The 23,946-nt window shown below is 74.5% G+C and carries 23 protein-coding genes; 18 read left to right on the top strand and 5 right to left on the bottom strand.

The window, feature by feature from the left end; all coding sequences use genetic code 11:
* The first annotated feature begins 111 nt into the window (after positions 1 to 111).
* From AAEM63_RS10755 to AAEM63_RS10690, 14 genes are all read left to right on the top strand, one after another.
* Positions 112 to 861, top strand: a complete 750-nt coding sequence (locus AAEM63_RS10755; protein WP_341358269.1) for a response regulator transcription factor — start codon at positions 112 to 114, stop codon at positions 859 to 861.
* Positions 861 to 2,024 (top strand): HAMP domain-containing sensor histidine kinase, encoded by a 1,164-nt coding sequence (locus AAEM63_RS10750; RefSeq protein ID WP_341358268.1) that lies wholly within the window; start codon positions 861 to 863, stop codon positions 2,022 to 2,024. The genes AAEM63_RS10755 and AAEM63_RS10750 overlap by 1 nt, the downstream gene beginning before the upstream one ends.
* A 75-nt stretch (positions 2,025 to 2,099) precedes the next feature.
* Positions 2,100 to 2,783, top strand: coding sequence for an ATP-binding cassette domain-containing protein (locus AAEM63_RS10745; protein WP_341358267.1), 684 nt, complete (start codon positions 2,100 to 2,102; stop codon positions 2,781 to 2,783).
* Positions 2,780 to 4,345 (top strand): DUF6297 family protein, encoded by a 1,566-nt coding sequence (locus tag AAEM63_RS10740; protein ID WP_341358266.1) that lies wholly within the window; start codon positions 2,780 to 2,782, stop codon positions 4,343 to 4,345. The genes AAEM63_RS10745 and AAEM63_RS10740 overlap by 4 nt, the downstream gene beginning before the upstream one ends.
* A gap of 399 nt (positions 4,346 to 4,744) precedes the next feature.
* Positions 4,745 to 5,983, top strand: a complete 1,239-nt coding sequence (locus AAEM63_RS10735) for an amino acid ABC transporter substrate-binding protein (protein ID WP_341358265.1) — start codon at positions 4,745 to 4,747, stop codon at positions 5,981 to 5,983.
* Positions 5,984 to 5,987: 4 nt separating this feature from the next.
* Entirely contained in the window at positions 5,988 to 6,875 is an 888-nt protein-coding gene (locus tag AAEM63_RS10730; protein ID WP_341358264.1) for a branched-chain amino acid ABC transporter permease, read from the top strand.
* The gene (locus AAEM63_RS10725; RefSeq protein ID WP_341358263.1) at positions 6,859 to 8,094 is read left to right on the top strand and encodes a branched-chain amino acid ABC transporter permease; all 1,236 of its coding nucleotides are present in this window, start codon (positions 6,859 to 6,861) and stop codon (positions 8,092 to 8,094) included. Before AAEM63_RS10730 ends, AAEM63_RS10725 begins: the two co-directional genes overlap by 17 nt.
* Complete coding sequence (locus AAEM63_RS10720) at positions 8,091 to 8,855, top strand: ABC transporter ATP-binding protein (RefSeq protein WP_341358262.1); 765 nt, start codon at positions 8,091 to 8,093, stop codon at positions 8,853 to 8,855. Before AAEM63_RS10725 ends, AAEM63_RS10720 begins: the two co-directional genes overlap by 4 nt.
* Positions 8,845 to 9,579 (top strand): ABC transporter ATP-binding protein, encoded by a 735-nt coding sequence (locus AAEM63_RS10715; protein ID WP_341358261.1) that lies wholly within the window; start codon positions 8,845 to 8,847, stop codon positions 9,577 to 9,579. The genes AAEM63_RS10720 and AAEM63_RS10715 overlap by 11 nt, the downstream gene beginning before the upstream one ends.
* A gap of 64 nt (positions 9,580 to 9,643) precedes the next feature.
* Positions 9,644 to 10,777, top strand: a complete 1,134-nt coding sequence (locus AAEM63_RS10710) for an MFS transporter (protein WP_341358260.1) — start codon at positions 9,644 to 9,646, stop codon at positions 10,775 to 10,777.
* Between the two features lie 93 nt (positions 10,778 to 10,870).
* On the top strand, positions 10,871 to 11,257 hold the full coding sequence (locus tag AAEM63_RS10705; RefSeq protein WP_341358259.1) for a TfoX/Sxy family protein: 387 nt from the start codon (positions 10,871 to 10,873) through the stop codon (positions 11,255 to 11,257).
* Between the two features lie 119 nt (positions 11,258 to 11,376).
* A complete protein-coding gene (locus AAEM63_RS10700; protein WP_341358258.1) occupies positions 11,377 to 12,822 on the top strand; it encodes a TIGR01777 family oxidoreductase in 1,446 nt (481 codons plus the stop codon).
* Between the two features lie 137 nt (positions 12,823 to 12,959).
* Positions 12,960 to 13,874 (top strand): SGNH/GDSL hydrolase family protein, encoded by a 915-nt coding sequence (locus AAEM63_RS10695; RefSeq protein ID WP_341358257.1) that lies wholly within the window; start codon positions 12,960 to 12,962, stop codon positions 13,872 to 13,874.
* Between the two features lie 82 nt (positions 13,875 to 13,956).
* Positions 13,957 to 14,613: a GPP34 family phosphoprotein gene (locus AAEM63_RS10690; RefSeq protein ID WP_341358256.1), complete on the top strand. Its 657-nt coding sequence runs from the start codon at positions 13,957 to 13,959 to the stop codon at positions 14,611 to 14,613.
* Positions 14,614 to 14,648: 35 nt separating this feature from the next.
* Here the strand turns inward: AAEM63_RS10690 and AAEM63_RS10685 are convergent, their stop codons facing one another.
* On the bottom strand, positions 14,649 to 15,905 hold the full coding sequence (locus AAEM63_RS10685; RefSeq protein ID WP_341358255.1) for a hypothetical protein: 1,257 nt from the start codon (positions 15,903 to 15,905) through the stop codon (positions 14,649 to 14,651).
* Positions 15,906 to 16,064: 159 nt separating this feature from the next.
* Positions 16,065 to 17,951, bottom strand: a complete 1,887-nt coding sequence (locus AAEM63_RS10680) for a hypothetical protein (protein WP_341358254.1) — start codon at positions 17,949 to 17,951, stop codon at positions 16,065 to 16,067.
* 186 nt (positions 17,952 to 18,137) lie between these two features.
* Here AAEM63_RS10680 and AAEM63_RS10675 point away from each other — a divergent pair, with 186 nt between their 5' ends.
* Positions 18,138 to 18,566, top strand: a complete 429-nt coding sequence (locus AAEM63_RS10675) for a hypothetical protein (protein ID WP_341358253.1) — start codon at positions 18,138 to 18,140, stop codon at positions 18,564 to 18,566.
* A 13-nt stretch (positions 18,567 to 18,579) separates the two neighbouring features.
* Here AAEM63_RS10675 and AAEM63_RS10670 read toward each other — a convergent pair whose 3' ends face one another.
* Positions 18,580 to 19,467 (bottom strand): ABC transporter permease, encoded by an 888-nt coding sequence (locus AAEM63_RS10670; protein ID WP_341358252.1) that lies wholly within the window; start codon positions 19,465 to 19,467, stop codon positions 18,580 to 18,582.
* Complete coding sequence (locus AAEM63_RS10665; protein ID WP_341358251.1) at positions 19,464 to 20,192, bottom strand: ABC transporter ATP-binding protein; 729 nt, start codon at positions 20,190 to 20,192, stop codon at positions 19,464 to 19,466. The genes AAEM63_RS10670 and AAEM63_RS10665 overlap by 4 nt, the downstream gene beginning before the upstream one ends.
* A gap of 130 nt (positions 20,193 to 20,322) precedes the next feature.
* Between AAEM63_RS10665 and AAEM63_RS10660 the strand changes: the two genes are divergently transcribed.
* The 3 genes from AAEM63_RS10660 (at position 20,323) to AAEM63_RS10650 (ending at position 23,212) form a co-directional block, all read left to right on the top strand.
* Positions 20,323 to 21,576 carry a sensor histidine kinase gene (locus AAEM63_RS10660; RefSeq protein ID WP_341358250.1) on the top strand — a complete coding sequence of 418 codons (1,254 nt, stop codon included), beginning with the start codon at positions 20,323 to 20,325 and terminating at the stop codon, positions 21,574 to 21,576.
* The gene (locus AAEM63_RS10655; RefSeq protein ID WP_341358249.1) at positions 21,573 to 22,220 is read left to right on the top strand and encodes a response regulator transcription factor; all 648 of its coding nucleotides are present in this window, start codon (positions 21,573 to 21,575) and stop codon (positions 22,218 to 22,220) included. The genes AAEM63_RS10660 and AAEM63_RS10655 overlap by 4 nt, the downstream gene beginning before the upstream one ends.
* A 98-nt stretch (positions 22,221 to 22,318) precedes the next feature.
* On the top strand, positions 22,319 to 23,212 hold the full coding sequence (locus tag AAEM63_RS10650; RefSeq protein WP_341358248.1) for a CDP-alcohol phosphatidyltransferase family protein: 894 nt from the start codon (positions 22,319 to 22,321) through the stop codon (positions 23,210 to 23,212).
* Here AAEM63_RS10650 and AAEM63_RS10645 read toward each other — a convergent pair.
* Positions 23,176 to 23,943, bottom strand: a complete 768-nt coding sequence (locus AAEM63_RS10645; RefSeq protein ID WP_341358247.1) for an FkbM family methyltransferase — start codon at positions 23,941 to 23,943, stop codon at positions 23,176 to 23,178. The two genes, AAEM63_RS10650 and AAEM63_RS10645, sit on opposite strands and share 37 nt — an antisense overlap.
* Between the last annotated feature and the right edge of the window lie 3 nt (positions 23,944 to 23,946).

Genomic DNA, 23,946 nt, shown 5'->3' with positions numbered 1-23,946 from the left:
AGGACGGGCTGCCGACGGACTCCATGACGCCGGCCTTACCCGGTTCTTACGAGGTGGTGACGCACCGCGCGCGCCCCGGGGCGGCAGGCGCCGGGCACCTAGCATGGGGTGGTGCCACTGATACTCGTGGTCGACGACGACGCCACCGTCGCCGAGGTCGTCGGGGCGTACCTCGTCCGCGCCGGTCTCGAGGTCGAGCGGGCGGCGGACGGCCTGACCGCGGTGGAGATCGCCACGGTTCGACCGCCCGACGTGGCGATTCTCGACCTCATGCTCCCCGGCATCGACGGTCTCGAGGTGTGCCGGCGTCTGCGCCGGGTGCGCGCCGACCTGCCCGTGGTCATGCTCACCGCCCGCGAGGAGGAGGAGGACCGGATCCTCGGCCTCGAGGTCGGCGCGGACGACTACGTCACCAAGCCGTTCAGCCCCCGCGAGCTGGTGCTCCGGGTGCAGTCGCTCCTCCGGCGCGCCACCGCGCCCGCCGCCGCCGAGAGGCCGGGCCCGGCTCTCGGGGCCGGCGGGCGGTTCGACGCAGCCGGACGTCTCGTCGACGGCGACCTCGTGCTCGACCGGGCGGCCCACCGGGCCGAGCTGGCCGGGCGCGAGCTCGTCCTCACCGCGCGAGAGTTCGACCTCCTCGAGTGGTTCCTGCGCCACCCCGGCCGGGCGGTCGGAAGGGACGAGCTCATGGCCGAGGTCTGGCGCTGGGAGTACGGCGACCGCTCGACGGTGACCGTCCACGTGCGCCGGCTGCGGGAGAAGGTGGAGGACGACCCCGCGCGGCCGGGCCGGCTGGTGACCGTCTTCGGGGTCGGGTACCGCTGGGACCCCGAACCGGCTCCCGCGGACGCGAGCGCGTGATGGGCGGCCAGCTCTCGGCCGCGGGCCTGGCCGCGCTCGTCGCCGCGGCGGTCGGGGCCGCCGGCGCGGCCGTCGTCCTGGGCGTGGCCCGGCGATCCGTCGTCGGTGCGGCGGTGGCAGCCCCGCTCGTCGTCGTGCTGTCGCTGGCCGCGGGCGTGTACGCCAGCGCTCGCGCCATGCTCCTCGGTCCCGAGGACTCCCGGACGATCCTCCTGGTGATCTCCGCGGCGCTGCCCGTCGCCGTGCTCACCGGTCTCGTCCTCGCCCGCCGGCTGCACCTCCTCACCCGGGCGAACGCCGACGCCGAGGCGGCACGTGAGCGCGACCGCCGGCTCGAGGAGGGGCGGCGCGACCTCGTCGCCCGGATGTCGCACGACCTGCGTACCCCGCTCGCCGGCATGCGCGCGATGACCGAGGCGCTGCAGGACGGCGTGGCCGAGGACCCGGCCGCGTACCTCGTGCGGCTGCGTGCCGAGGTGCTGCGGGTCAGCGACATGGTGGACGACCTGCTCACCCTCTCGCGGCTGCAGTCCGGGCGCGTGCTGCGCACCGAGTGGGTGCCGCTGGCCGACGTCGTCTCCGACGCCGTCGCCCAGGCCGTCCCCGTGGTCGAGCGCGCCGGCGTGCGGGTCGTCGGACGGGCGCGGTCGTCCGCCGCCGTGCCCATGGACGCCCGCGAGGTGAGCCGGGCGGTGGCCAACCTCCTGGCGAACGCCGTCCGCCACACCCCCGCGGGCGGCACGGTCACGGTGGACGTCCTCGTCGACGGAGACGACGACGGCCGGGCAGACCGCGACGGCAGGGGATGGGCAGGTGCTGGCGACGACGGTGCGCCCGACGACGACGGTGCGCCCGGCGACGACGGTGCGCCCGGCGTCGACGGCACGGCGACCGTGCGCGTGGCGGACGAGTGCGGCGGCATCCCCGCCGACCAGCTCCCGCACCTGTTCGAGGCCGGCTGGCGCGCCACGGGCTCGCGCGGTCCGGCAGAGGGCGGTGGAGCAGGCCTGGGCCTGGCGATCGTCCGTGGGGTCGCCGAGGCACACGGTGGCTCGGCCGCCATCCGCAACGACGGGCCGGGCTGCGTCGCCGAGCTCCGCCTGCCGCTGCACCGCGTCGCGGCGCCGGATCGCCGCGACCGACCGGCGCGTCGGCAGCGGTGAGGCGACAGGGGCGGCGAGGTGGGGGGCTCGGCGCGGGCGAGAGCTGGTCGGCACGGACCTCGGTAGCATCGGGGAGTGTCCGATTCTCCCGTCGTCGAGGCGTCGCGGCTGGTGGTCGGGTTCACCATGCCGGTCTGCCCGCCGGTGGACCTTCGCGTCGGTGCCGGCGAGGTTCTCGCCGTCGTCGGCGCGAACGGGACCGGCAAGTCGACCCTGCTGCGGACGGTCGTCGGGTCGCTCGAGCCGATCCGCGGCGGAGTGCGCATCCTGGGGGCACCGGTGGACGAGCGGTCCGGCGCCCAGCGGGCCGCGGTCGCGCAGTGCCTCGGTGACGAGGTCTTCTTCCCTGCGCTGACGGCGCGCGAGCATCTCCTCCTGACCTGCCTCGGACACGGCGTGCCCGACGCCGCCGACGTCGTCGAGGGCCTGGTGGAAGAGCTCGGCCTCACCGCACGGGCCGACGCCCTGCCCGCGGCGCTGTCCTCCGGGCAGCGCCGCCGCCTCCTCCTGGCCGCGGCGCTCGCACGGCCCCGCTCGCTTCTCGTGCTCGACGAGCCCGAGCAGCGCCTCGACGCCGGGATGCGGGACCGGTTGGTCGAGCGGCTCGTCGAGGAGCGCGAGGCCGGGGGAGCGGTCCTTCTCGCCACCCACGACCCCGCCGTCGTCGTCGGCGCAGCGACCGCCGTCCTCGTCCTGGGGGAGGAGCGTGCGCGGCTGCTCACGGCCGCCGAGGGCGCGGCCGCCATCGCCGCGCTGTGAGAGACGGCAGCGAGGCGCTCGGCGTACGACCGGCGCCCCCGACAGGCCGGGCGGTGCGCCGGTGGTCCCGCCGCCGCAGCCTCGAGCGCGCCGAGAGCGGGCTCGGCGACCTCCTCTACGACGTCTACCTCGGCGGCTTCATCGTCGTCCTGTACACCGCCATGGCGTTCGCGCTCGCGGCCCGGCTGGGCCGCGACCTGGGCGGAAGCCTCCTCGACGACGCCTCGGTGGCCGCCGCGCGGTGGCTGGCCGTGCTCGTCCTCGCCGCAGGGGCGGCCGCGCTCGTCGGTCTCGCGGCACGGCTCGGACCGATCTCGCTGCCGGGCCACGAGGCGACGTGGTGGCTGCCGTTGCCGGTGGACCGGCGCGGCCTGCTGCGTCCCGCCGCTCTGCGGTGGCCCGTCGTCGCGGCCCTGCCCGGGGCGGTGGTCGCCGCCCTCGGGGCGCTCGTGCTGGTGCCGTCACCCGGCGTAGCCACACTCGCCGGGGCCGCCGTCACCGGGGGAGCGGGCGCCGCGGCGCTGGTCCTCGCGGTGGGACTGACGCAGGTCTCGGCCGGCGTGCACGGCCGGACCCGGCGCGCGGCGGACACGGCACTGGCGGCCGTACCCCTCGCCGGTCTCGCCGGGCTGTGGTGGGGCTGGCCGGCCGGCGTCACGCACCCGCCCGCCGCCGTCGTCCTGGGCGCCGCCGCGGCAGCCACCGTGGTCCTCGCCACGACGCTCGCCGTCGCGCTCGACCTGCGGCTGGGACGGGTGAGCGGGTCCGTCGTGCGAGAGCGTGGCGCGAGCTCGGCGGAGGCCCTGGGCTCGGTGCTGTCACTCGACACCCGCGGGCTGGGACGGGCGCTCGCCGCGGCGACCGAGCCGGCGGCCCGCCGCTCGGCCCGGCTGCGACCCGTGGCGCGGGTCCCGCGGCGGTGGGCCCCGCACGCAGCCCTCGTGACCTCCGACGCGATGCTCCTCCTGCGCCGGCCCCGGCGCCTGGTCCAGCTCGTCGTCGCCGGGAGCCTGCCCGCCCTGGCCCTCGGTCCGGACGTGCCCGTCCTCACCCTCGCCCTGCTCGTCGTCGGCGGGTACGCCGCGGGCCTCGCGGTCACGGACGGCGCTCGCGAGGCGAGCGCGGCTCCTGCCCTGGACACGCTCCTGCCGCTGGGCCAGCGAACGGTCCGCCGCCTGCGCCTCGTGGTGCCCACGGTCGTCCTCGTCGTGTGGTCCGCGGTCGTGCACGCGCTGCTCGCGGCGGCTCACGCCGACGCGGGCTGGCTCGTGGTGCTGGCGGCGCCGGTGTGGTCAGCGGCGGCGGTGCGGGCGGCGTACCGGCCGCTGCCGGACTTCTCCGGCCCGCTCGTGCACACCCCGTTCGGCGTGGTCCCACCGGGGCTCGGCGCAGCCTTCCTCGTGGGGCCCGACGTCGTCGCCCTGGGGACGTTGCCGCTGCTCGTGGCCGTGGTCGGTGGGAGCGTCACGCCCGGTCTCTTCGTGGCCCAGGGCGTCCTGGCCGTGGTGGCGCAGGTCCTCGCGGCGCGGTCGCGGCCGGTGCCGAGGAGCCGGCCGGCCTGAGGGGCTCACCGGGTCCACCTCATCAGGACGACCACCTCAGCAAGCGCTTTCCACGCACAGTACACAGGACGTCGAACCGCACAAACCCCCCGGCCCGCCCGGACGTCGATGTTGCCGAATTGTGACGTGAGCCACGCCCCAGGTGCCGGGGGCGCGGCGCACGTCCCTCGTGGCCGCCGCCCGCGATGTGTCGTCGTTGCTGCTCCGCGACCCGGGATGCGACCTCGTTGCTGTTCCGCCGCCCGCGATGTGTCGTCGTTGCTGCTCCGCCGCCGTGGGGAACCACCACACCGTCACATCGCGGTGGGCCGTGACCTGCACGGCGGACCCGTCTCACCGTGCGCGAGCCTCGTCACCCGCTCCACCGAGACGGCGCCGTCGTCTTGATGAGGAGACACCATGTCGACAAGGAAGTTGACCGCCATCACCGCCGCGACCGCCGGCGCCCTGCTGCTCGCCTCGTGCGGCGGGGACACCGGCGGCGGGACCGATGACGCCACCGGCGGCGCCGAGGGTGGGGACGACCCCATCGTCATCGGCATCTCGCTGCCGCTGACCGGTGACTTCGCCGAGCCGGGCAAGGGCGTCCAGCGCGGGTACGAGACCTGGGCCAAGGTCATCAACGACGGCGGCGGGCTGCTCGGCCGCCAGGTCGAGCTGAAGATCCTCGACGACGCCTCCGACGCCGCGCGTGTCGTGGCCGACTACGAGTCGCTCATCGCCCAGGACGAGGTCGACCTGGTCATGGGCCCGTTCTCCACCCGGCTCGTGGTGCCCGCGTCCCGCGTCGCCGACGAGTACGGGATGCTCTTCGTCGAGCCCGCGGCGGCCGCCGCCGAGGTCTTCGAGAACGGCTTCGAGAACATCTTCTACGCGGCCCCGGCCATCGCCCCGGACCACTACAACTACCTCCTCGACCACATCGAGGCCATGCCCGAGGACGAGCGCCCGCAGACCGCGGCCGTCGCGGCCATGGACGACCCGTTCGCGCAGGGCACCGCCTACGGCCTGCGTGACGGGCTCGCCGAGCTCGGCGTCGAGATCGTCGTCGACGAGGTCTACCCGCCGAACGCGACCGACATGAGCGCGGTCGCCGCGCAGATCGCGGACGCGGACCCCGACATCGTCGTCGGCGGGACCCAGTACCAGGACGCGGTCAACATGATCCTGGCGCTGCAGCAGCTCGACTACCAGCCGCGCATGGCGGCCTTCTCCACCGCGCCGACCAACCCCGAGTTCGTCGAGGCGATCGGTGGTGCGGTGGACGGCATCCTCTCGCCCACCGGCTACACCGTCGAGGCCACCTACCCCTCCAACGAGGAGTTCGTCGCGGCGAACGAGGAGCTCCACGGCGCCGAGCCCGGCGAGGACGAGGCGAACGCCTACACCGCCGGCCAGGTCGTCGCCGCCGCCGTCGAGGCCGTCGGGTGCGCCGAGCAGGGCGACTGCCAGCAGCAGCTCATCGACTGGCTCCACGAGAACGAGGTGGACACCGTCGTCGGCACGCTCGGCTGGGACGAGGCCGGCCGCCCCAACGGCGCGCACCTCATCCAGCAGTACGTCGACGGCGAGATCGCCATCGTCCTGCCCGAGGACGTCGCCGAGGCCGAGCTGATCTACCCGAAGCCGGAGTGGTGAGCCGGTGGTCTCAGGCACTCTCCTCTTCCAGAGCCTGATCCTGGGCCTGCTGCTGGGAGGGCTCTACGCCCTCCTGGCAGCGGGTCTGACCCTGTACTTCGGGATCATGCGGGTGGTGATGCTCGCGCACTCGGCGTTCATCATCCTCTCGGCCTACATCGCGTGGCGGTTCTCCACCGCCACCGGGCTGGACCCGATGCTCTCGCTGCTGGCCACCGTGCCGGCGTTCTTCGCCATCGGCTACCTCATGCAGCGCTTCCTGCTGTCCCGGCTGCGGCCGGCGACGATGACGATGATGTCGGTGCTCCTCACCTTCGCCATCGCGCTCATCGTCGAGGGCCTGCTCGGCATGGTCTTCTCCGGCACCCAGCGCCGGATCAACCTGCCCTACGGCGCCTCGAGCATCGAGCTGCTCACCGCCCGCATCCCCGTGGTGCAGGTGATCTCGTTCGCGCTGGCGGGGGTGAGCCTCCTCGCGCTGTTCGCGGTGCTCAAGTACACCCGCTTCGGCCGGGCGCTGCGCGCGACCATCCAGCACCCGCAGGCCGCGCAGCTCGTGGGCATCGACACCAACCGGACCGCCGGCTTCGGCTTCGGTCTCGGCCTGGCCACGGCCGCCGTCGGCGGCGCCGCGCTGTCCCTCCAGGCGACGATCTACCCCTCGCTGCACTGGCACTGGATCGGCCCGCTCATGGCGATCATCGTCGTCGGCGGGCTCGGCTCGATCCCCGGCGCCGCGATCGCCGCGCTCCTGCTCGGCGTGCTGCGCGTGATGCTCGAGCTGCCCCTGGGCCCCACGTGGGCGCAGACCATCTTCTACCTCGCCCTGTTCGCCACGCTCATGGTGCGGCCGCAGGGGTTCTTCGGAGGCCGTCTTGCTCAGCGTTTCTGACCGCCGCGCCGCCCGCACGGGCGACCGCGAGGGGCACGGGCGCGGCCTCGCCGGCCTCGCCGGACGTGGTGGGCGCACCGGACGGGCCGGCCGCGACCGCCGCCGCGACCTGCTCGTCATCGCCGTCGTCGGTGCCGTGCTGGCCCTGTGGCCGTTCCTCGCGCCGAACCCCTACATGCTCAGCGCCGGCGTCATCGTGCTCAACTACGCCGTCTTCGCCACCGGCTGGAACCTCATGGGCGGGTTCACCGGGTACATCTCGCTCGGCCACACGGCGTTCTTCGGGCTGGGTGCCTACGGCACGGCGCTGCTCGTCATCAACGTCGGGATGCCCAGCTTCGTCGCCCTGGTGGTCGCGGCGCTCGGGACCCTCGTCATCGCCGTCCCGGTGGGCTTCGCCGCGCTGCGGGTGCGAGGCGCCTCGTTCGTCATCGTGACGATCGCGCTCGTCCTGGTGCTCCAGCTCGTCTTCCAGAGCTGGCACACGGTGACCGGCGGCTCCAACGGCCTGGTGGTGCCGCGGCCGTTCCCCGACCTGCTGCGCCCCGAGCACCACCGGGCGTTCTACTTCATCTTCCTCGGCCTGCTCGTCCTGGCCCTCGTGCTGTGGGCGCTGGTCAACCACTCGCGCTTCGGCGCCGGTCTCAAGGCCGTGCGCGAGGACGAGGACAAGGCCGAGTCGCTCGGCATCCCCACCGCGACCCTCAAGCTCGTCGCGTTCACCCTCTCGGCGCTCGTCGTGGCGCTGGCGGGCGGGCTGTACGGGCTGTGGTTCGGCGACCTCGACCCGATCTTCCAGTTCGACGTCGTCCTCTCCGCGCAGATCGTGCTCATGGCGCTCCTCGGTGGCACCCGGTACCTCTTCGGGCCGCTGCTCGGCGCCGTCGTCATCGGCGTCGCGCTGGAGTACTTCGTCCTCAACTACGGCCAGACCCAGTTCCACCTCGTCGCCACGGGCCTGCTGCTGGCGATCGTCGTGCTGTTCCTGCCCGACGGCGTCCTCACCGGCGCCCAGCAGCTCGTCGGGCGGTTCCGGCCCCAGGCCACCTCGATCCGCGAGCTCTCCGCCGAGCAGCTGCGGGCCGAGCAGACGGCGACGGCGACCGGCCGGGCCCCGGTCCCCTCCACCGCCGACCCCACGGCCACCTCGACGGGCGAGCCGACCGGCAGGCGCGCGGCCCCGGCTGACCCCACGGACGAGCAGGAGCGCACCCGATGACCCCCGCACCGGCCGGCTCCGCCGTCGGCACGACCATCCTGCGCACCGAGCGGCTGACGAAGTCCTTCGGCGGCGTCCACGCCGTCAGCGACGCCTCGGTGACCTTCCTCGACGGGAAGATCAACGGGCTCATCGGGCCCAACGGCTCGGGCAAGACGACCTTCTTCAACTGCGTGACCGGGATGATCAAGCCCGACTCGGGCAAGGTCTACCTCCACGACAAGGAGATCACCCGCTGGGCGCCGCACAAGATCGCCCGGGCCGGGCTCGGGCGGAGCTTCCAGCTGTGCCGGACCTTCCCACGGATGACCGTGCTGGAGAACATGCTCGTCGCCGTCCAGCCGCACTCGCTCGCGGACTACCTCGGCGGGAGCCACTCGCCGGAGACGGTCGAGCGGGCGCGGCGGATGCTGGCCCGGGTGGGCATCGACCACCTCGAGACGGCGGAGGCACGCGACCTCTCCTACGGCCAGCAGAAGCTCCTCGAGCTGGGCTCGACCCTCATGTCGGACCCGCCGTTCGTCATGCTCGACGAGCCCGCCGGCGGGGTGAACCCCTCGCTCATCGAGCGGATCGCCGTCCTCATCCGCGAGCTCAACGCGGAGGGCACCACCTTCCTCATCGTCGAGCACAACATGGAGCTCATCATGAAGCTGTGCGACCACATCGTCGTCTTCGACCGTGGCGCGCCGATCGCCACCGGGACGCCGGACATCATCCAGTCCGACCCGCGAGTGCTGGAGGCCTACCTTGGCGTCTGACGTCGTCCTCGAGCTCAAGGGGATCGAGGCCGGGTACGGCAAGGCCGCCCTCGTGCTGCGCGGGCTGTCGGTCGAGGTGCCGCGCGGCACGGTCGTGTGCCTCGTCGGTCCCAACGGCGCCGGCAAGTCCACCGTGCTCAAGGTCGCCAGCGGGCTGCTCAAGCCCCGGGCCGGGTCCGTCGTCCTCAACGGCAAGGACATGACCGGCTCCGGGCCGCAGACCCTCCTGCGCGCCGGGCTGTCGCACGTCCTGCAGGGGCACAGCGTCTTCCCCGAGATGACGGTGGAGGAGAACGTCATGCTCGGCGGCTACACCTCCGCCGACCGGGCGGCGCTGTCCGAGCGGGCCGCCTTCGTCAAGGAGGTCTTCCCGGTCGTGGCCGAGCGGTGGGGCGCCGCCGCGGGGCTGCTCTCCGGCGGTCAGCAGAAGCAGGTGGAGTTCGCCCGGGCGCTCATGGTCAGCCCCGACGTCGTCCTCCTCGACGAGCCCTCGATGGGCCTGGACCCCAAGCGGACGACGACGGTGTTCGAGCAGGTCGCCCGCATGCGCGACGCGGGCGTCGCCGTGCTGCTCGTCGAGCAGAACGCCCGACGCGCGCTCGAGATGGCCGACATCGGCTGCGTCCTCGACCTCGGCACCGTCTTCGCGACCGGGCCCGCCCGCGAGCTGCTGGCCGATCCCAAGCTGAGCGACCTCTACCTCGGCGGCCGGCCCGCCGCGTGAGACCCGCCCCGGACCGGCGCCGCCGCGCGCCGGTCCGGGGCGCGAGAGCGGGAGGGGCGGGGCCGTGCGCAGGACCATCCGGCAGCTCCAGGCCGTCACCTTCCTCAGCTCCTTCGACCGGATGCTCATCGCCCCGGTCCTCCCGCTCGTCGCCGCCGACCTCGGCGTCTCCGTCGAGGTGGCGGCGGGCGCCGCGACGGCGTACTTCGTGGGGTACGGCGTCATGCAGGTGGGGTGGGGGGTGGTCTCGGACCGGTTCGGCCGGGTCCCGACCGTTCGTCTCGCCCTGGCGATCGCCGGGGTGCTCGCCACCGCGTCGTTCCTCGTGCCGTCCTTCGCCCTCCTCGTCCTCCTGCGGGGCCTGACCGGGGCCGCCCTGGCCGCGGTGGTCCCCGGCGCGCTGGTCTACCTCGGGGACGCCGTCGACGCCGCGCGCCGGCACGGCCTGCTCACCGACGTCATGCGCGCGATGGCGCTCGGCACGGCTCTCGCGGCGGTGGTGGCCGCGGTCCTCGGCGACGCGCTCGGGTGGCGGGCGGCGCTGGCGCTGCCCGGAGTCCTCGCCCTGGTGGTCGTGTGGTGGACCCGGACGATGCCGGAGCCGGCGGGTGTGGCGGGCGGGACCGACCGGACGGCCTTCGGGGCCGTCGCCCGGGACGGCCGTGCCCGCGCCCTCCTCGCCGTCGCGTTCGTCGAGGGCGCGCTCATGCTCGGCGTCCTGCCGCTCCTGCCGGCCCTGCTGCAGGTGCAGGGGATGTCCGTGACGCTCTCCGGCGTCGTCGTCGCCGGCTACGGGGTGGGCGTGGTCGTCCTCGCCCGGGTGGTGAAGGGGATGAGCGCCCGGGTCGGTCCCGCACGCCTCATGGCGGCCGGTGCGGTGATGACCGTGGCGTCGTCGCTCGTGCTCGCGCTCGACCGGTCCGGGATCGGCGTCCTCGTGGCTGCCGTCCTGCTCGCCGGCGGCTGGGCCTTCTTCCACTCGACCCTGCAGAACTGGGTGACGGAGACGCTCCCGAGGGCCCGGGCGACCATGGTGAGCCTGTTCGCCACCGCCCTGTTCGTGGGCAGCGCGGCGGGGACGGCAGCCGCGTCCGCGGCCCTCGGCGCCGGGGCCATGACGGGCTACCTCGTGGGTGCGGCCGCGGTGATGACGGTCCTGGGCGCCGCCGTCGTGCGGGCGCGGTTGCGGTGGCGCTGAGGCGCCGTCGACGGCCCGCGACCGCGCGGCACCCTGTCCGCCGGGGCTCTCCATCGGTGATGATGGGCCCAGGTCCCACCCGAGGAGGACACCGTGCAGATGCCCAGGCCGACCGAGGAGGACAAGGCGCGATTCCGCGACCTGGTGCCCGACGACCCCCGCGTGGAGGTCCGGCCCATGTTCGGCAATCTCGGGGCGTTCCTCGGCGGGCACATGTTCGCCGGTCTCTTCGGCTCCGACGTCGGCGTGAAGTTGCCGGAGGCGGACCTGACGGCGCTGCGCGAGAGGGGCGCTCGCGGGTTCGGCCCCGAGGAGCGGCCGATGGGCGGGTACGTCACGGTCCCCGACGACGCCGACGCCCGCGACCTGGTCGCTCAGGCGGCGGAGTACGTGGCCACCTTGCCACCGAAGGCACCGAAGGCACCGAAGGCACCGAAGGCACCGAAGGCACCGAGGAATCCGGAGGTGCCGAAGAAGTAGGAGGCGGCGAGGCCGAGGACGTCGCGCGTGCCGAGGCCGAGCCGAGGCTGCAGCAGCGTTCGGGCTGTGCGGCAGCAGCCGGACGGGCCCTGGACGGGTGCGCGTGTCACGATGGCGACGTGGCCCACATCGAGCACAGCACCGCGTTGCCCTACCCGCGTGAGCGGGTCTTCGCCTGGTTCGAGCGGCCCGGTGCGCTCGTCCGGCTGACGCCGCCCTTCGCCGGGTCCGTGCTCTCCGAGCCCGACGAGGGTCTGCGTGACGGCTCCGAGGCCCGCCTCGCGGTCGGCGCGCCCGGTGTGCTGGGGACCGGACTGGGCGCCCTGGCCACGGCCCTGCCGTTGCCGTCTGCCCTGCCCGGGTGGCTGCGCCGGGGGCAGCTCGAGTCCACCGGCCGCCACGACTCCTACGACCCCCCGCGGGGTTTCCGCGTGACGACGACCGGTCCGTTCGGCCGGATCGTCCACGAGCACCGCTTCGTCGAGTCCGGCGGGGGGACGGTGCTGCACGAGAGCGTCGACGTCGTCGCACCGCGGGAGAGCGACCTCGTCGCGGGGACGCTCGTGCCCACGCTGCGGCGGGTGCTGGAGTACCGGGCCGTCCAGCTGCGTGACGACCTGGCCTTCCACGCCGCCCACGCCGACGCCGGGTCCCGCACGATCGCCGTCGCCGGCGCGTCGGGGCTCATCGGCACCCAGCTGTGCGCGCTGCTCTCCGGCGGTGGGCACCGGGTGCTCCGCCTCGTGCGCCGGCCCGCCGAGACGTCCGACGAGATCAGCTGGGACCCGGCCGCGGGCCGGCTCGACCCCGAGGCCCTGCGGGACGTGGACGCGGTCGTCAACCTCGCCGGTCGCAGCATCGGCGGACGGTTCACCGCGGCCGCCAAGGACGAGATCCTCACGAGCCGCGCCGAGGGCACGCTGCTCATCGCGCGGGCGCTCGCGGACCTCGCCGGGGACGGCCGGCGACGGGCGTTCGTCTGCGCGTCGGGCATCGGGTACTACGGGACCGACCCGCACGGCGACGGCGACGACGCGCCCCTGACGGAGGAGTCGCCGTCGGGATCGGGGTTCCTCGCGCTGGTGTGCCGGGAGTGGGAGGCCGCCACCGAACCGGCGGAGAAGGCCGGCGTCCGCGTGGTCAACGTGCGCACCGGACTGGTGCAGAGCCCGGCGGAGGGGTCGTTGTCGCGGCTGCTCCCGCTGTTCGCCGTCGGCCTCGGTGGCCCGCTCGACCGGGAGCAGTGGCAGAGCTGGATCTCGGCCGACGACGTCGTGTCGGTGTACGCGCACGCGGTGCTCACCGACGACCTCGCCGGGCCGCTCAACGCCGTCGGGCCGGAGCCGGTGCAGGGCGCGGAGTACGCGCGCACCCTCGGGAAGGTGCTGCACCGGCCCGCGTTGGTGCCCGTGCCGTCGTTCGGGCCCCGGCTCGTGGTGGGCACCGAGGGGGCGCAGGAGCTGGCGTACGCGAGCCAGCGGGTGTCCAGCGACCGGCTCGAGGCGTCCGGCTTCACCTTCCGGCACCGCACGCTCGGGGCGGCACTGCGGCTCGTGCTGCCGTAGGGGCGGCCGGACGGTCCCAGCTCAGGCCTGTTCACCGCGGTCCGTAGGCCATAGGTTGACCCCAGCGGGTGCTCGCACCGGCCCGACCGGCAGGGACGCCACCCCGGGTGGTTCCGCCTCGAACCGGAAGGCACGCCATGCCCAGAACGTTCCTCCGCCGTGCAGTCTCGCTCCTCGCGGCCGGATCGGCCGCCGTCGGGCTGGCCCTCGCGGGTGCCTCGGCCACCGCCGCGAAGCCGTTGGAGCCGGCGGGACCCCCGCAGGTGGACCACGTCAACCTCGGCGACTCGTACTCGGCGGCGTTCGGCACCGGGGGAGTCGCTTTGACGTCGCTGCAGACCGTCGCTCCCGGTGTCTCCCTTCCCTGCTTCCAGGGCGCGGGACCCGACCACGTCAGCGCGCTCGACGGCCATCCGCGCGTCACCCTGGTGGCCGACGCGGCCTGCGGGGGAGCGACGACGGCGGACATCCGCACGATCGTGCAGTCCGTGCCGGCCGTCCAGGCAGGGCTCACGGAGGCCGAGCTCGTCAGCCTCACCCTGGGCGGGAACGACGTGGCCTGGGTGGAGACGCTCGTCCAGTGCTCCGCGTTCGCGGATCTCGCCGAGGTAGCGTGCGACGTGCTGGTGGGCACTGCACCGATGCGCATCGCCGGGGCGGCGGCCTCCGCGGGTCAGACGATCGCGACGGTCGACGCCGCGACGGACGGCACGATCGTCGTCCTCGGCTACCCCCACCTCGTCGAGCCGACCGGCCTGACGCTGCCGAACGGCGTCGTCCTCATGACGGCGGAGCGCGCCGTGGAGATCAACGCGCTCACCGATGCGCTCAACGCCGCGCTCAAGGCGGCGGTGGAGTCCCAGGGAGCGACCTTCGTCGACGTCACCGACCGCTTCGCCGGCCACGGTCTCGGTTCGGCCGACCCGTGGATCGCTCTCGACCTGCAGAACCCCACCGACCCGAACAACCTCCACCCGACGGTCGACGGCTACCTCGAGGGCTACCGCCCCGCGCTCATGAGCGAGGTGAGCATCGGCCGGCTGGGGCGCTGACCCCGGCGGCCGGACGCGGTTCGAGACGCACCCGACCGAGCAGGGCGGCACACCGGCCCGACCGCATCGATAGGGTGGCACGGTGCTGCTGGCTGAGGATCTGGTGCTCCTGCTCACCGACGACAAGACCGGGAAGCCGCTGGTCGACCAGCTCCGCCGGGACCTCGTGCTCGCGGGCGCCGTCGTCCACGAGCTGACCGCGCTCGGCAGGCTCCGGGTGACGGACCGGGACGAGGAGCAGCGCCCCGGCCGGCTCGTCGTCGCCGACGCCTCGCCCACCGGGGACGACCTCCTCGACGCCACGCTCCAGCGCCTCGCCGGCCGCAAGCCCGAGAAGCCGAAGAACGCCCTCGACGGCATCGGCAAGGGCCTGCACCAGCGGGTCCTCGAGCGCCTCGCCGCACGAGGGATCCTCCGGCTCGAGGTGGACAGGGTGCTCGGCGTCTTCCCGAGGACCGCGTGGCCGGCGGTCGACTCCACCCACGAGGACGGCGTGCGAAAGGGCCTCAGCGACGTGCTCGTCGTGGGCCGTGCCCCCACTCCGTACGAGCTGACCCTCATCGCGCTCCTCGACGCCGTGGGCCAGGTGCCCACCGTCCTACCGGGCAGCGACGTGAGCAGGCGCGAGCTGCGCCGCCGGGCGCGGGCGGTCGCCGAGGACGGCGGCTTCGCCGCCACGGCGGTGCGGAAGGCGCTCGACGACGCGATCGCCGCCACGACCGTCGTCGCCACCCAGTAGCCGGACGTGCCCGGCGGGGGCGGGCGCGCCCGCCGTCAGCGGCTCGCGCGGGAGATGTAGGCCAGGTCGGCCGGACCGGTGAGGTCACCGAGGACGAGCGTCCCGGCGGCGTCCCGCGTGACGAACCAGCCCTGAGTCCGTTCGACGCCCGAGCCAGGGGTGACCTGGGCGAAGGAGCCCCTGAACCGGACCGCGGGCCCGGACGCGGTGAGGTCGATCGCCACCGGGAGCTCGACCGTCTCGACCGCGGACCCACCCGTGCAGTCGTCGAGGACCAGAACCTCCATCGTCAGCGTCGCCGCGGCAGTGGCAGAGGTCAATCTGGGGTCGATGGCGACGTCCGTCGTCGCCGAGCCGCGAAGGTCGCGCGAGACGAAGCCGAGTGCGCCGCTCTCGCAGATGACGGCACGAACCTGGACGGCGGAGGCGGCCAGCCTCATCTCCCTGTCGGGGCTGGGGCCCACGGTCGCGCCGACGAAGGCGTCCTCGAAGAGCAGGCCGAGCCCGTCGGGCGGGTCGTAGCTGCGGGAGGTTGCCGCGAACGCGCCCAGACCGCCGTCCGGTGCGGCGTTGTCGACAATCCCGGGGAAGTCCCCGTGCCGGAAGAAGTGCTCCGCCGAGTAGGTGAGGAACGACTGGTCGCTGCTCACCGGGGCGAGGAGCCCGTCGATCGCCACGGTGCCGGTCCCGTCGCGGGCGAGGTCGTAGTCCCGGAGTCGGTCCATGTCCCCGGCCGAGGAGGTCGTGCCCGAGATGCTCGTCCGGAGGCGTTCGGTGGTTCCGGTGACGTCGAGCGTGATGTGTTGGGCGGGGAGCTCGGTGACGAGGTCCTCCCCGCCGCACCCGGGACTCTCGACGAGGGTCAGATCGACGACGGCATCGGCGTGCGCCGTGCGGAGCCGGCGGTCGATGTCGAGGGTGATCGGTCCCGGCTCCGTCGCGTCGTCCGCCGAGAACAGCGTGTACGTGACGAGATCCGCGGTCTCGTCCGCGCAGGTGACCGGCTCGCCGTCCCGGCTGAGGAAGACGAACACGGACTCCTCGCCGCCGATGACGCTGCGGACGCTCACGGCACCGCGCCAGCCCTCGGCGGACTCGCTGACGTTGACCGTTGCCTCGTAGTACCGGAAGTTCTCGATCGTCGGTGCGGCCGCCGCTAACGACGAGCCGGTCGGTGCAGCCGCCGCCTCTTCCCTCCCGGCGGGTGCTCCGCTCGCCACCGCCGGGAGCGCCGCTGCCAGCGCCATCGTGGCGGCAGCCACCAGGGCCGCCGCTCGAGCCGTCCCGTTCATCCCGTCCTCCTCGGCCGTGCGACGTCGGCCCGGACCCGCGGCCGGGAGCCGCCGTGGAACGTCACCGACGGTACGCCGAGCCCGGCGGCGGGAACAGAGCAGAGGGTCCTGAATCTCATGGTGGTCAGGTGGTGGTGGACCGGGTCGAGCGTCCGAAAGTCAGGCGGGCTCCGCGGCCTCGGCCTGCTTCTCCTCCGGCTTGGCGATCACCTTCTGGAAGGGCTCGTGGCCGGTCAGCCGGAAGAAGGCGGGCTCCTCCGGCGCCCACCTCCGCAGGTCCGGGTTGGCGGTCACCGCCTGACCCAGCAGCTCGACAGCCCGGTCCCGTGCTGCCGCGCGTCGGGCGCCGCTCAGGCCCCTGCGGGCGTACCGCCGTGCCCACACGCAGGCGAGGCTGTAGACGACGTGCGGTCGCATCATCGTCGGCAGCTCGTCGAGCCGGTCGAGGAGGTCGGCGGTGGCGCGCGTGAGGCCGGCGTCCGAGCCGCACCCGCGGGTGCGGTCCCACCCGCTCGCGACCTCGGCGATCCCGAGCTCGAGAGCCCTCGCGTAGAGGGTGACGCGACGCCGCAGGTGGTCCTCCGCCCGGCTCTGCTCGGCGGTGGCGCGAAGCGTCGCCAGCGACTGCTCGAGGTCGCGGACCGCAGCGTCGTCACGGCCCTCGCCGCCGACGAGCCACCTCCGCGTGAGGATGTTGAGCCGCAGGATGACGAGGTTGAGCTCGGCCCGGAGCCGGAGCCCGTCGAGGCGGGTCCTCAGGTGGTCGTCCGCGGACCCCGACAGCTGGGCGCGCTCGCTCGCCAACGACCCGGCGAGTGCCTCGAGCTCGCGGACCCCGGTCGGCCACAGCGCGTGGTTCTTCGCGATACCCAGCACGACGGCGGCGTTCAGCTCGGCCTCGAAGAACCGGCCGGGGACGCCGTCGTCGTGGTCGGCGGCCTTGCGGTGGGCCTCCAGCGCCCGGAGGTACTGGAACCGGGCGTGACCGACGTCCTCGTGCCTGGTCGCCCGGATGCCGAGGAGGAAGTGCCGATGGGCGTTCCAGAACCACGTGCCGGTCCGGTCGGCGAACGGTCCACGGGTGCCTCTGATGTCGGCGACCTCCGTGGCCAGCCAGACGGCGGCGAAGCCCGCGAGCGACGCGTAGTCGTCGGTGGTCGGCTCGGACCCGGCGTAGGGGATCTCGATGAGGTCCTCGCGGACGCCGTCGGGTACGACGCCGCCCCGACGACGAACCGGTCTGCCGCTGGGCTCGTCGAGCCGGACGGTGCAGCTGATCGTGCGGGTGCGCTGGTCGGGCTCACCCAGGAGCACGTGCATGTGCAGGGTGTTGCGCCCGCGCAGCCAGCGCGCCGCGCTCACCAGCCAGCTCACCTGCTCGGGCACCGGGTCCATGGGGAGGCGTTCGATCTCGGCGTCGGTGGGCTCGGCGAGCCGGAGGGAGGGGAGTCGGTTCGGCTTGTCCGCACCGGCGAGGTGCGAGCGGATCGTGCTCGCGAGCCGGTCGCCGAGATCCTCCCCGGTGGCGGCCGTGTCGACGTCGAGGCTCCCGATCCGCAGAGCCGGCCACCTGCGACGACGACGCCACGACGGCAGGCGGACAATCGCTGCGAAGCCTGCGAGGACGACGGCGGCGATGACGGCAGCCCAGGCCCACCAGATCTTGAGCCAGTCCTCGGTCACGGTGCGGGCGGTGTCCCACCACTTCTCAGCTTTCGGCTCCGGATCGAGGAGCGCAGCGGCGTCCTCGCACCTTTCCGCGGGCAGACGACCGCCGCTGGCTGCGAGGGCCTCGACGGCGACCTCGACGGCCTCGTCCGTACGGTCGGCGTCCGCGAGGGTGAGGGCGGCGTCCCAGAGCCGCGTGGCACTCGCGGGGAGCGTGGCGTCCGGCGGTGGGCACGTGAGCGACGCCGGACCGGTGGCCGACGGTGAGGGGGTGGGCTCGGTCGGTCCGGCCGTGCCCTGCCCGCACGACGCGACGAGCGCCGCGGCGAGCACGGCGGAGCCGACGATCCGCCCGACAGTGGTGCTGCGAACGCCCATGGCCACGCCCTTCCGCGCTGCCCCCGGTCGGGACGCTACTCCGCACGGGCGGATGTTGTCCCTAGAACGCGCTACAGCGGCGCGGGTCGAAAGACCGGACAAGGCCCTGCCGGTCTCGACGTCGGGGGCTGCCACTACGGTCGCCCCACGGCGCCGCCTCCCGCGCGGGCGTCGGAGGAGGCTGCCATGACCGGCCAGGTCGGTGGATCACCGGCGTTCGTCGCCGCGCACGGGATCCGCGGCGCGCGCCGCGACCTCACCTTCGAGCAGGCGTACGGCCTCGCCCGCCTCGTCCTCGAGCTCGGCGGCGGTCCGGTCCCCGTCCGTGGGAAGAAGGCGCCCCTGCGACGTCCCACGGTCCGGGTGCTGACGCAGGCTGGTCTCGTCGAGCAGATCGGCGACTCGCGGGTGAAGGAGTGGTTCGCCATCCGCAGCACCCGGAACTATGACCCGACCGGACCGGCGTTCACCGCCTGGGCCACGAGCCACGGGGCGGACGAGCGGACGCAGTGGTTCGCCGTCGCGACGGACGCCGGCGCCGAGCTGGTCCGGAGCCATCTGCCCCGCGGGCGGGACGGGCCGGGGAGGGCACCGTCCGGCGCGCCGGGAGGGTGACGGCTGTCCGCGCTCAACCGCGGCGAGTGACGCTCTCCCGGCGCGCCGCCCACAGAGCGAGCGCCCCGAGTGCGATCGCCGATCCGAGCACCCAGGCGAGGTGCACCCACACCGGCCGGCCGGCCGCCGCGGTCCAGGCCTCGACGTCGGCTGCCGGCATGGCCACGCCGTAGGCGAGCTGTCCGAAGTGGAACGTCGGCAGGAACGCGGCGACGTCGCGCAGCACCTCGGGGAGGTCGCTCAGCGGGGCGAAGAAGCCCGAGGCGAACGACAGCGGCAGGAACACGAGGTTCGCGATGACGGCCGCCGCCCGCGGCCGGGCGACGAACGCGATGGCGAAGCCCAGGGTGGAGAAGAGCAGCACCCCGGAGACCATCGTCGCGCCGAGCGCCAGCCACGTCGTCGCCGGCATGGAGACCCCGGCCGCGGTGGCGGCGAGGACGCTCATCGCGGCGACGACGACGACGGCGAGCACGAGCGCGTCGGCGATCTTCGCCGCGAGGTGGACGCTCGTCGGCAGCGGCGTCGCGCGCAGGGTGCGCGTCCAGCCGCGGCCGCGCTCCTTCGCGACGTCCTCGCCGAAGGTGAAGATCGCCAGCGACACCACGCCGTACGCGCTCATCGAGACGAGCATCGCCAGCCCGACCGACGTCCCGCCGGGCAGGACGGCCGAGGCGTTGGTCAGCCCGAACATCGCGTAGAGCAGGAGAGGCACACCGACCGCGCCGACGGCGAACTCGGGCGTGCGGAGGCTGGCGTGCAGCTGGGTGAGGGCGGCGAGCGCCACGAGGCCGACAGGTCCGCCGTTGGGCCGTCGGCCCGCCTGTGCGGTGGTTCGGGCGTCGCCGGTGCGCGGGGCGCGCGACGTCGGGTTGTGGACGGGGCGGGGGGCGGTGGTCATCGGTCGTCTCCTTCGTCGGCGGCGGAGGATCGCTCCGCGGTGAGGGTGAGGAAGACCTCCTCGAGGTCCTCGCTGCCGTGGCGGGTGAGCTCGTCCGCCGTCGTGTCGGCGACGAGCCGCCCGGCGCTGACGACGAGCACCCGGTCGGCGACCGTCGCCGCCTCGGTGAGGTCGTGGGTGGCGAACAGGATCGTGGCGCCGTCGGCCACGCTCGCGCGGGCCTGGTCCCAGAACGTGCGGCGCGAGGCGACGTCCATCGCGGCGGTGGGCTCGTCCAGGAGCAGGACCTCCGGGGCCCCGACCAGGGCGAGCGCGAGCAGGAGCCGTTGGCGCTCCCCACCGGACAGCGTCGTCACGGTCCGGTCCGCCCGCCTGGTCAGGGCCGTGCGGGCGAGCACGTCGTCGGTGGCAAGGGCGCGCGGGTAGCTGCGCCCGACGAGGCGGACGAGCTCGCGCACGGTCACCTGCTCGGGCAGCCCGGCCGACTGCAGCATCGCCCCGACGCGCCCGCGCACCGGCCCGCCCGGCGCCCGGCCGAGCACCGACACCGAGCCCGACGTCGGCCGGACCAGCCCGAGGAACAGCTCGAACGCTGTCGTCTTGCCCGCGCCGTTGGGGCCGAGGACGGCCACGATCTCGCCCCGCTCGACCGCCAGGTCCAGCCCGTCCAGGGCGATCGCGCCGCGGTAGTGCTTGTGCACGTCGTGCATCTCGAGAACGGTCATGGTGGTTCTCCTTCCGTCGCCGCAACGCTAGGAAGCGGCGCGGCACCACCGGATGTGCCTGTCGGCACCGGTTCGACCCATGACCATCGGCAGGTCCGCCGCCGGGGCTCCGCCTCGTAGCATCGGCGTCATGACCTTCCGCGCGGACGAGCTGCTCAGCGCCGGGGCCGGCCTGGCCGCCACCGCCGTCGTCGGGGTCGCGGTGCTCGTCTCGGGCGTCCCCCTCGGCGACGACGGCACGGTCGCCGCGCTGTGGTGGGCGGCCTACCTGGTCTACCTCGCCGTCTTCGCCGTCGAGAGCCTCGACGTGCGGGCCGCGCGCGGGTGGGACCCGCGGGTGAGCATGGGGACCCTCGTCGTCGCCGGGATGGCGGTGTGGCTCCTCGCCCCGGACCTGGGCTTCACGTCCCTGCTGTTCGTCGTCACGACGGCGACGATCGCCTTCGCGCTGCCGGTGGGCGTGCTCGCCGCGGTCGTGGTGGTCCAGACGGTCGCGGTGGCCGTGGGCGGGGCGCTCACCGGGTGGGACACGACGACGATGCTGCTGAGCACCACCGCCTACCTCGCGTTCCAGGTGTTCACCGCGCTCGTGGTCGTCGGCACCCGCCGCGAGGCGGCCGCGCGGGCCGAGCTCGCCGCCACCCACGCCGACCTGCGTGCCGCGACCGCGTTGCTGGCCACGTCCAGCCGCAACGACGAGCGGCTGCGCATCGCCCGCGACCTCCACGACGTCCTCGGCCACCAGCTCACCGCGCTCGCCCTCGAGCTGGAGGTGGCCGGCCACCAGGCGAGCGGTGAGGCCCTGACCCACGTCTCGCGCGCCAGGGACATCGCCAAGGGCCTGCTCACCGACGTGCGCGCCACGGTCGGCGAGCTGCGCGACGTCCCGGCCGGGCTCGTGCCCACCCTGCGCGCCGTCGTCGGCCGGCTGCCGGGCCTGACGGTCGCGCTGGACGTCGACGACGTCCGGGCGCCCCTCGACGACGACCGGTCGCCGCTCGACGAGGAGCGGACCATCGCCGTCGTCCGCGCGGTGCAGGAGGTCCTCACGAACACGGTGCGTCACGCGGCGGCGAGCCGGCTGGAGATCTCGGTCGTCTCCGACGTCGACGGCCTCGTGGTCCGGGCGCACGACGACGGCGCCGGGGCGCGCCGGATCGTGCCCGGCAACGGGCTGACCGGGATGCGTGAGCGGGTGGAGGAGCTCGGCGGGGAGGTGTCGTTCGCGTCGGCGCCGGGCGAGGGCTTCACAGTGATGATCCGGCTGCCGGCGGCAGGGGACCACGCCGCGGGTGGTGTCGCGACGTCAGGACTCGCAGGTGGGGCCGCGTCAGGTGCTGCCGCCGCAGGGCGGCCGGGCTCCCGAGCCGAGCCCCCACCGTGACCCGGGTCGCCGTCGTCGACGACCAGACCCTCGTCCGGCAGGGGATCCTCAGCCTCCTCGCATTGAGCGACGAGGTGGAGGTCGTCGGAGAGGGCCGGGACGGCGATGACGCGCTCGCGCTCGTCGGGCGCGTCGACGTCGAGGTGCTCCTGCTGGACCTGCGTATGCCACGCCGCGACGGCATCTCGACGCTCGAGGAGCTGGCCGCACGCGGGTCCGAGGTCCCGGTGCTCGTGCTGACGACCTTCGACGACGACGAGCTCGTCCTGCGGGCCCTGCGCGCCGGCGCGCGCGGCTACCTGCTCAAGGACGTCACGCTCGACCAGCTCGTCGGTGCCATCGGCGTGCTCGCCGGCGGCGGGACGCTCCTCCAGCCGGGGCTGACCGACCGCCTCTTCCGCGCGGTCTCCGCCCGGCCCGGGGCGGTCGAGGGCTTCGAGCGTCCGGAGCCGCTCACCCCGCGCGAGCTCGACGTGCTGCGCCTGGCCGCGGCGGGCTACTCCAACGCCGAGATCGCCGGGGCGCTCCACCTCGCCGCCGGGACCGTGAAGAACCACCTGTCCGCGGTGTTCGTCAAGCTCGGGGTGCGCGACCGCACCCGGGCCGTGCTGCGCGCGCTGGACCTCGGCCTGCTCGAGGGTTAGCCGCCGTCCCGCGGCGTCCTGGTCTGGCCCGGAGGCCCGGCGTGGTCTAGTTTCGGCCCACCGGGACGTGCCGGTCCGACTCGCCGAGGAGGCCCCGGATGACGACCAACGGCGGGGCCGCCGGCACCGGGCACCCGGCCGCGCGGCACCTCGTGCGGACACCGGTGGCCGTGCCGCTGGGCCTGCTCGCGAGCCTGGCCGTCCCGCTGGTCCTGCTCGCGACCGGCACGGGCGGACCGGGCGCACTCGTCGGGCCCGGTGCGTACCTCGTCGGTGCCGCCGTCCTCGTCCAAGCCGTGCGCGGACCCGGCCCGGTCGGCGCGGACCCCGTGGGTACCGACCGGGCCGTGCCGTGCACCGGGCTGGGCACCGCGAACGTCGTCACCCTCGTGCGTCTGGTGCTCGTCACCTGGATAGCCTCCCTGCTGCCCGCCCTGGCCGCGGCCGCGTCGGTGCGGCCGTCGACCGCGGAGGCGGCGGCCACGTCGGCCGTCCTCTCCCTCGCCGTGCTCCTCACGGGCACGGGTGCGCTCCTGCTCGACGGCGTCGACGGCCGGGTCGCCCGGCGACGGGGCGAGGCGAGCGCGTTCGGTGCGCGGTTCGACTCCGAGACCGACGCCGCGCTCGTGCTCGTGCTCGCCGTCGCCGTGGTGGTGACCGGTGCGGCCGGGTGGTGGGTCCTGGCGATCGGACTCATGCGCTACGGCCAGCTCGCCGCGGCCGCGGTGGCCCCCTGGCTCCGGGCGCCGGTCCCGCCCTCGCTCGCCCGAAAGGTCGTCGGCGTCGCGCAGGTGGTCGTGCTCCTGGTCGTCCTCGGGGCGCCGCCCCTCGTCCCGGCCGCGGTGACGACGGCGGCACCGGTGGTGGCGCTCGTGGCGCTGAGCTGGTCCTTCGGCCGGGACGCCCGCCGACAGTGGGAGCGCCGGCTCGCACCGACCGCCGGGGCGCTCGCCGCTCAGCCGTGCAGGGTCACGTCCGACCGCACCGCGTAGACGTCGCCGGGCCGGGCGTCGGGGGAGAGGGCGCGAAGGCGGAGCACCATGTCCTCGGGCGTCAGCCACGGCGTCGCCCACCGCCACGTCTCCACCGGGGAGGACGCGAACCGGTACTCCCCGAGCTGGGCCAGCCGCTCCACGCAGGCCACCGCCCGGTCGGCCACCACCGGGATGTACTCGAACGACAGCGCCGGCAGGGCCCGCGTCAGCCCGCGCAGGACCTCCAGCTCGTGGCCCTCGACGTCGATCTTGCAGAACTGGGGCTCCCCGTGGCGGGCGATGAGCTCGTCGAGGGTGCGCAGGGGAACGACCACCTCGCGGTCCCACCGCAGGCCCGCGAAGCGCGGGTCGGCGCGCACGTCGCGGATCCAGGCCGGCGCGAGGGTGGACACGGTCGGCGCCCGCGTGGCAAGGTGCAGGACCCCCTCGCCCGGCTCGGCGGCGAGTGCGCACGGCTCGATCCGCACCCCCCGGTCGCGCCCGTAGAGCGTGCGCAGGACCGCGAGCAGGTCGGGCTGCGGCTCGACGGCGACCACCCGGGCCCCGGCACGTCGGAAGGCCCGCACCCGGTTCCCGGCGTGGGAGCCGACGTCGAAGGCGAGGTCGCCCGGCGCGAGGAAGCCCGCGTAGAAGGCCACCATCCGTCGTCGGCGCCACACGGTCCCGTACGACCAGAGGAGCGAGCGGGCCAGCCCACGAGCCCGCGCGAGGGGGGCGGTCCGGGGCACCGC

It is taken from the genome of Georgenia sp. M64, assembly GCF_038049925.1.
Taxonomy (GTDB): Bacteria; Actinomycetota; Actinomycetes; order Actinomycetales; family Actinomycetaceae; genus Georgenia.
Note: the sequence above shows the minus strand (reverse complement) of the source record. Positions and strands in the feature narration are given on the sequence as shown.

Bases quoted from the DNA above. Each gene is read 5' to 3' on its own strand.
- AAEM63_RS10650 (WP_341358248.1), top strand. From the start codon at position 22,319: ATGACGACCAACGGCGGGGCCGCCGGCACCGGGCACCCGGCCGCGCGG.
- AAEM63_RS10750 (WP_341358268.1), top strand. From the start codon at position 861: ATGGGCGGCCAGCTCTCGGCCGCGGGCCTGGCCGCGCTCGTCGCCGCG.
- AAEM63_RS10685 (WP_341358255.1), bottom strand. From the start codon at position 15,905: ATGAACGGGACGGCTCGAGCGGCGGCCCTGGTGGCTGCCGCCACGATG.
- AAEM63_RS10665 (WP_341358251.1), bottom strand. From the start codon at position 20,192: ATGACCGTTCTCGAGATGCACGACGTGCACAAGCACTACCGCGGCGCG.
- AAEM63_RS10660 (WP_341358250.1), top strand. From the start codon at position 20,323: ATGACCTTCCGCGCGGACGAGCTGCTCAGCGCCGGGGCCGGCCTGGCC.
- AAEM63_RS10680 (WP_341358254.1), bottom strand. From the start codon at position 17,951: ATGGGCGTTCGCAGCACCACTGTCGGGCGGATCGTCGGCTCCGCCGTG.
- AAEM63_RS10695 (WP_341358257.1), top strand. From the start codon at position 12,960: ATGCCCAGAACGTTCCTCCGCCGTGCAGTCTCGCTCCTCGCGGCCGGA.
- AAEM63_RS10670 (WP_341358252.1), bottom strand. From the start codon at position 19,467: ATGACCACCGCCCCCCGCCCCGTCCACAACCCGACGTCGCGCGCCCCG.
- AAEM63_RS10720 (WP_341358262.1), top strand. From the start codon at position 8,091: ATGACCCCCGCACCGGCCGGCTCCGCCGTCGGCACGACCATCCTGCGC.
- AAEM63_RS10735 (WP_341358265.1), top strand. From the start codon at position 4,745: ATGTCGACAAGGAAGTTGACCGCCATCACCGCCGCGACCGCCGGCGCC.
- AAEM63_RS10675 (WP_341358253.1), top strand. From the start codon at position 18,138: ATGACCGGCCAGGTCGGTGGATCACCGGCGTTCGTCGCCGCGCACGGG.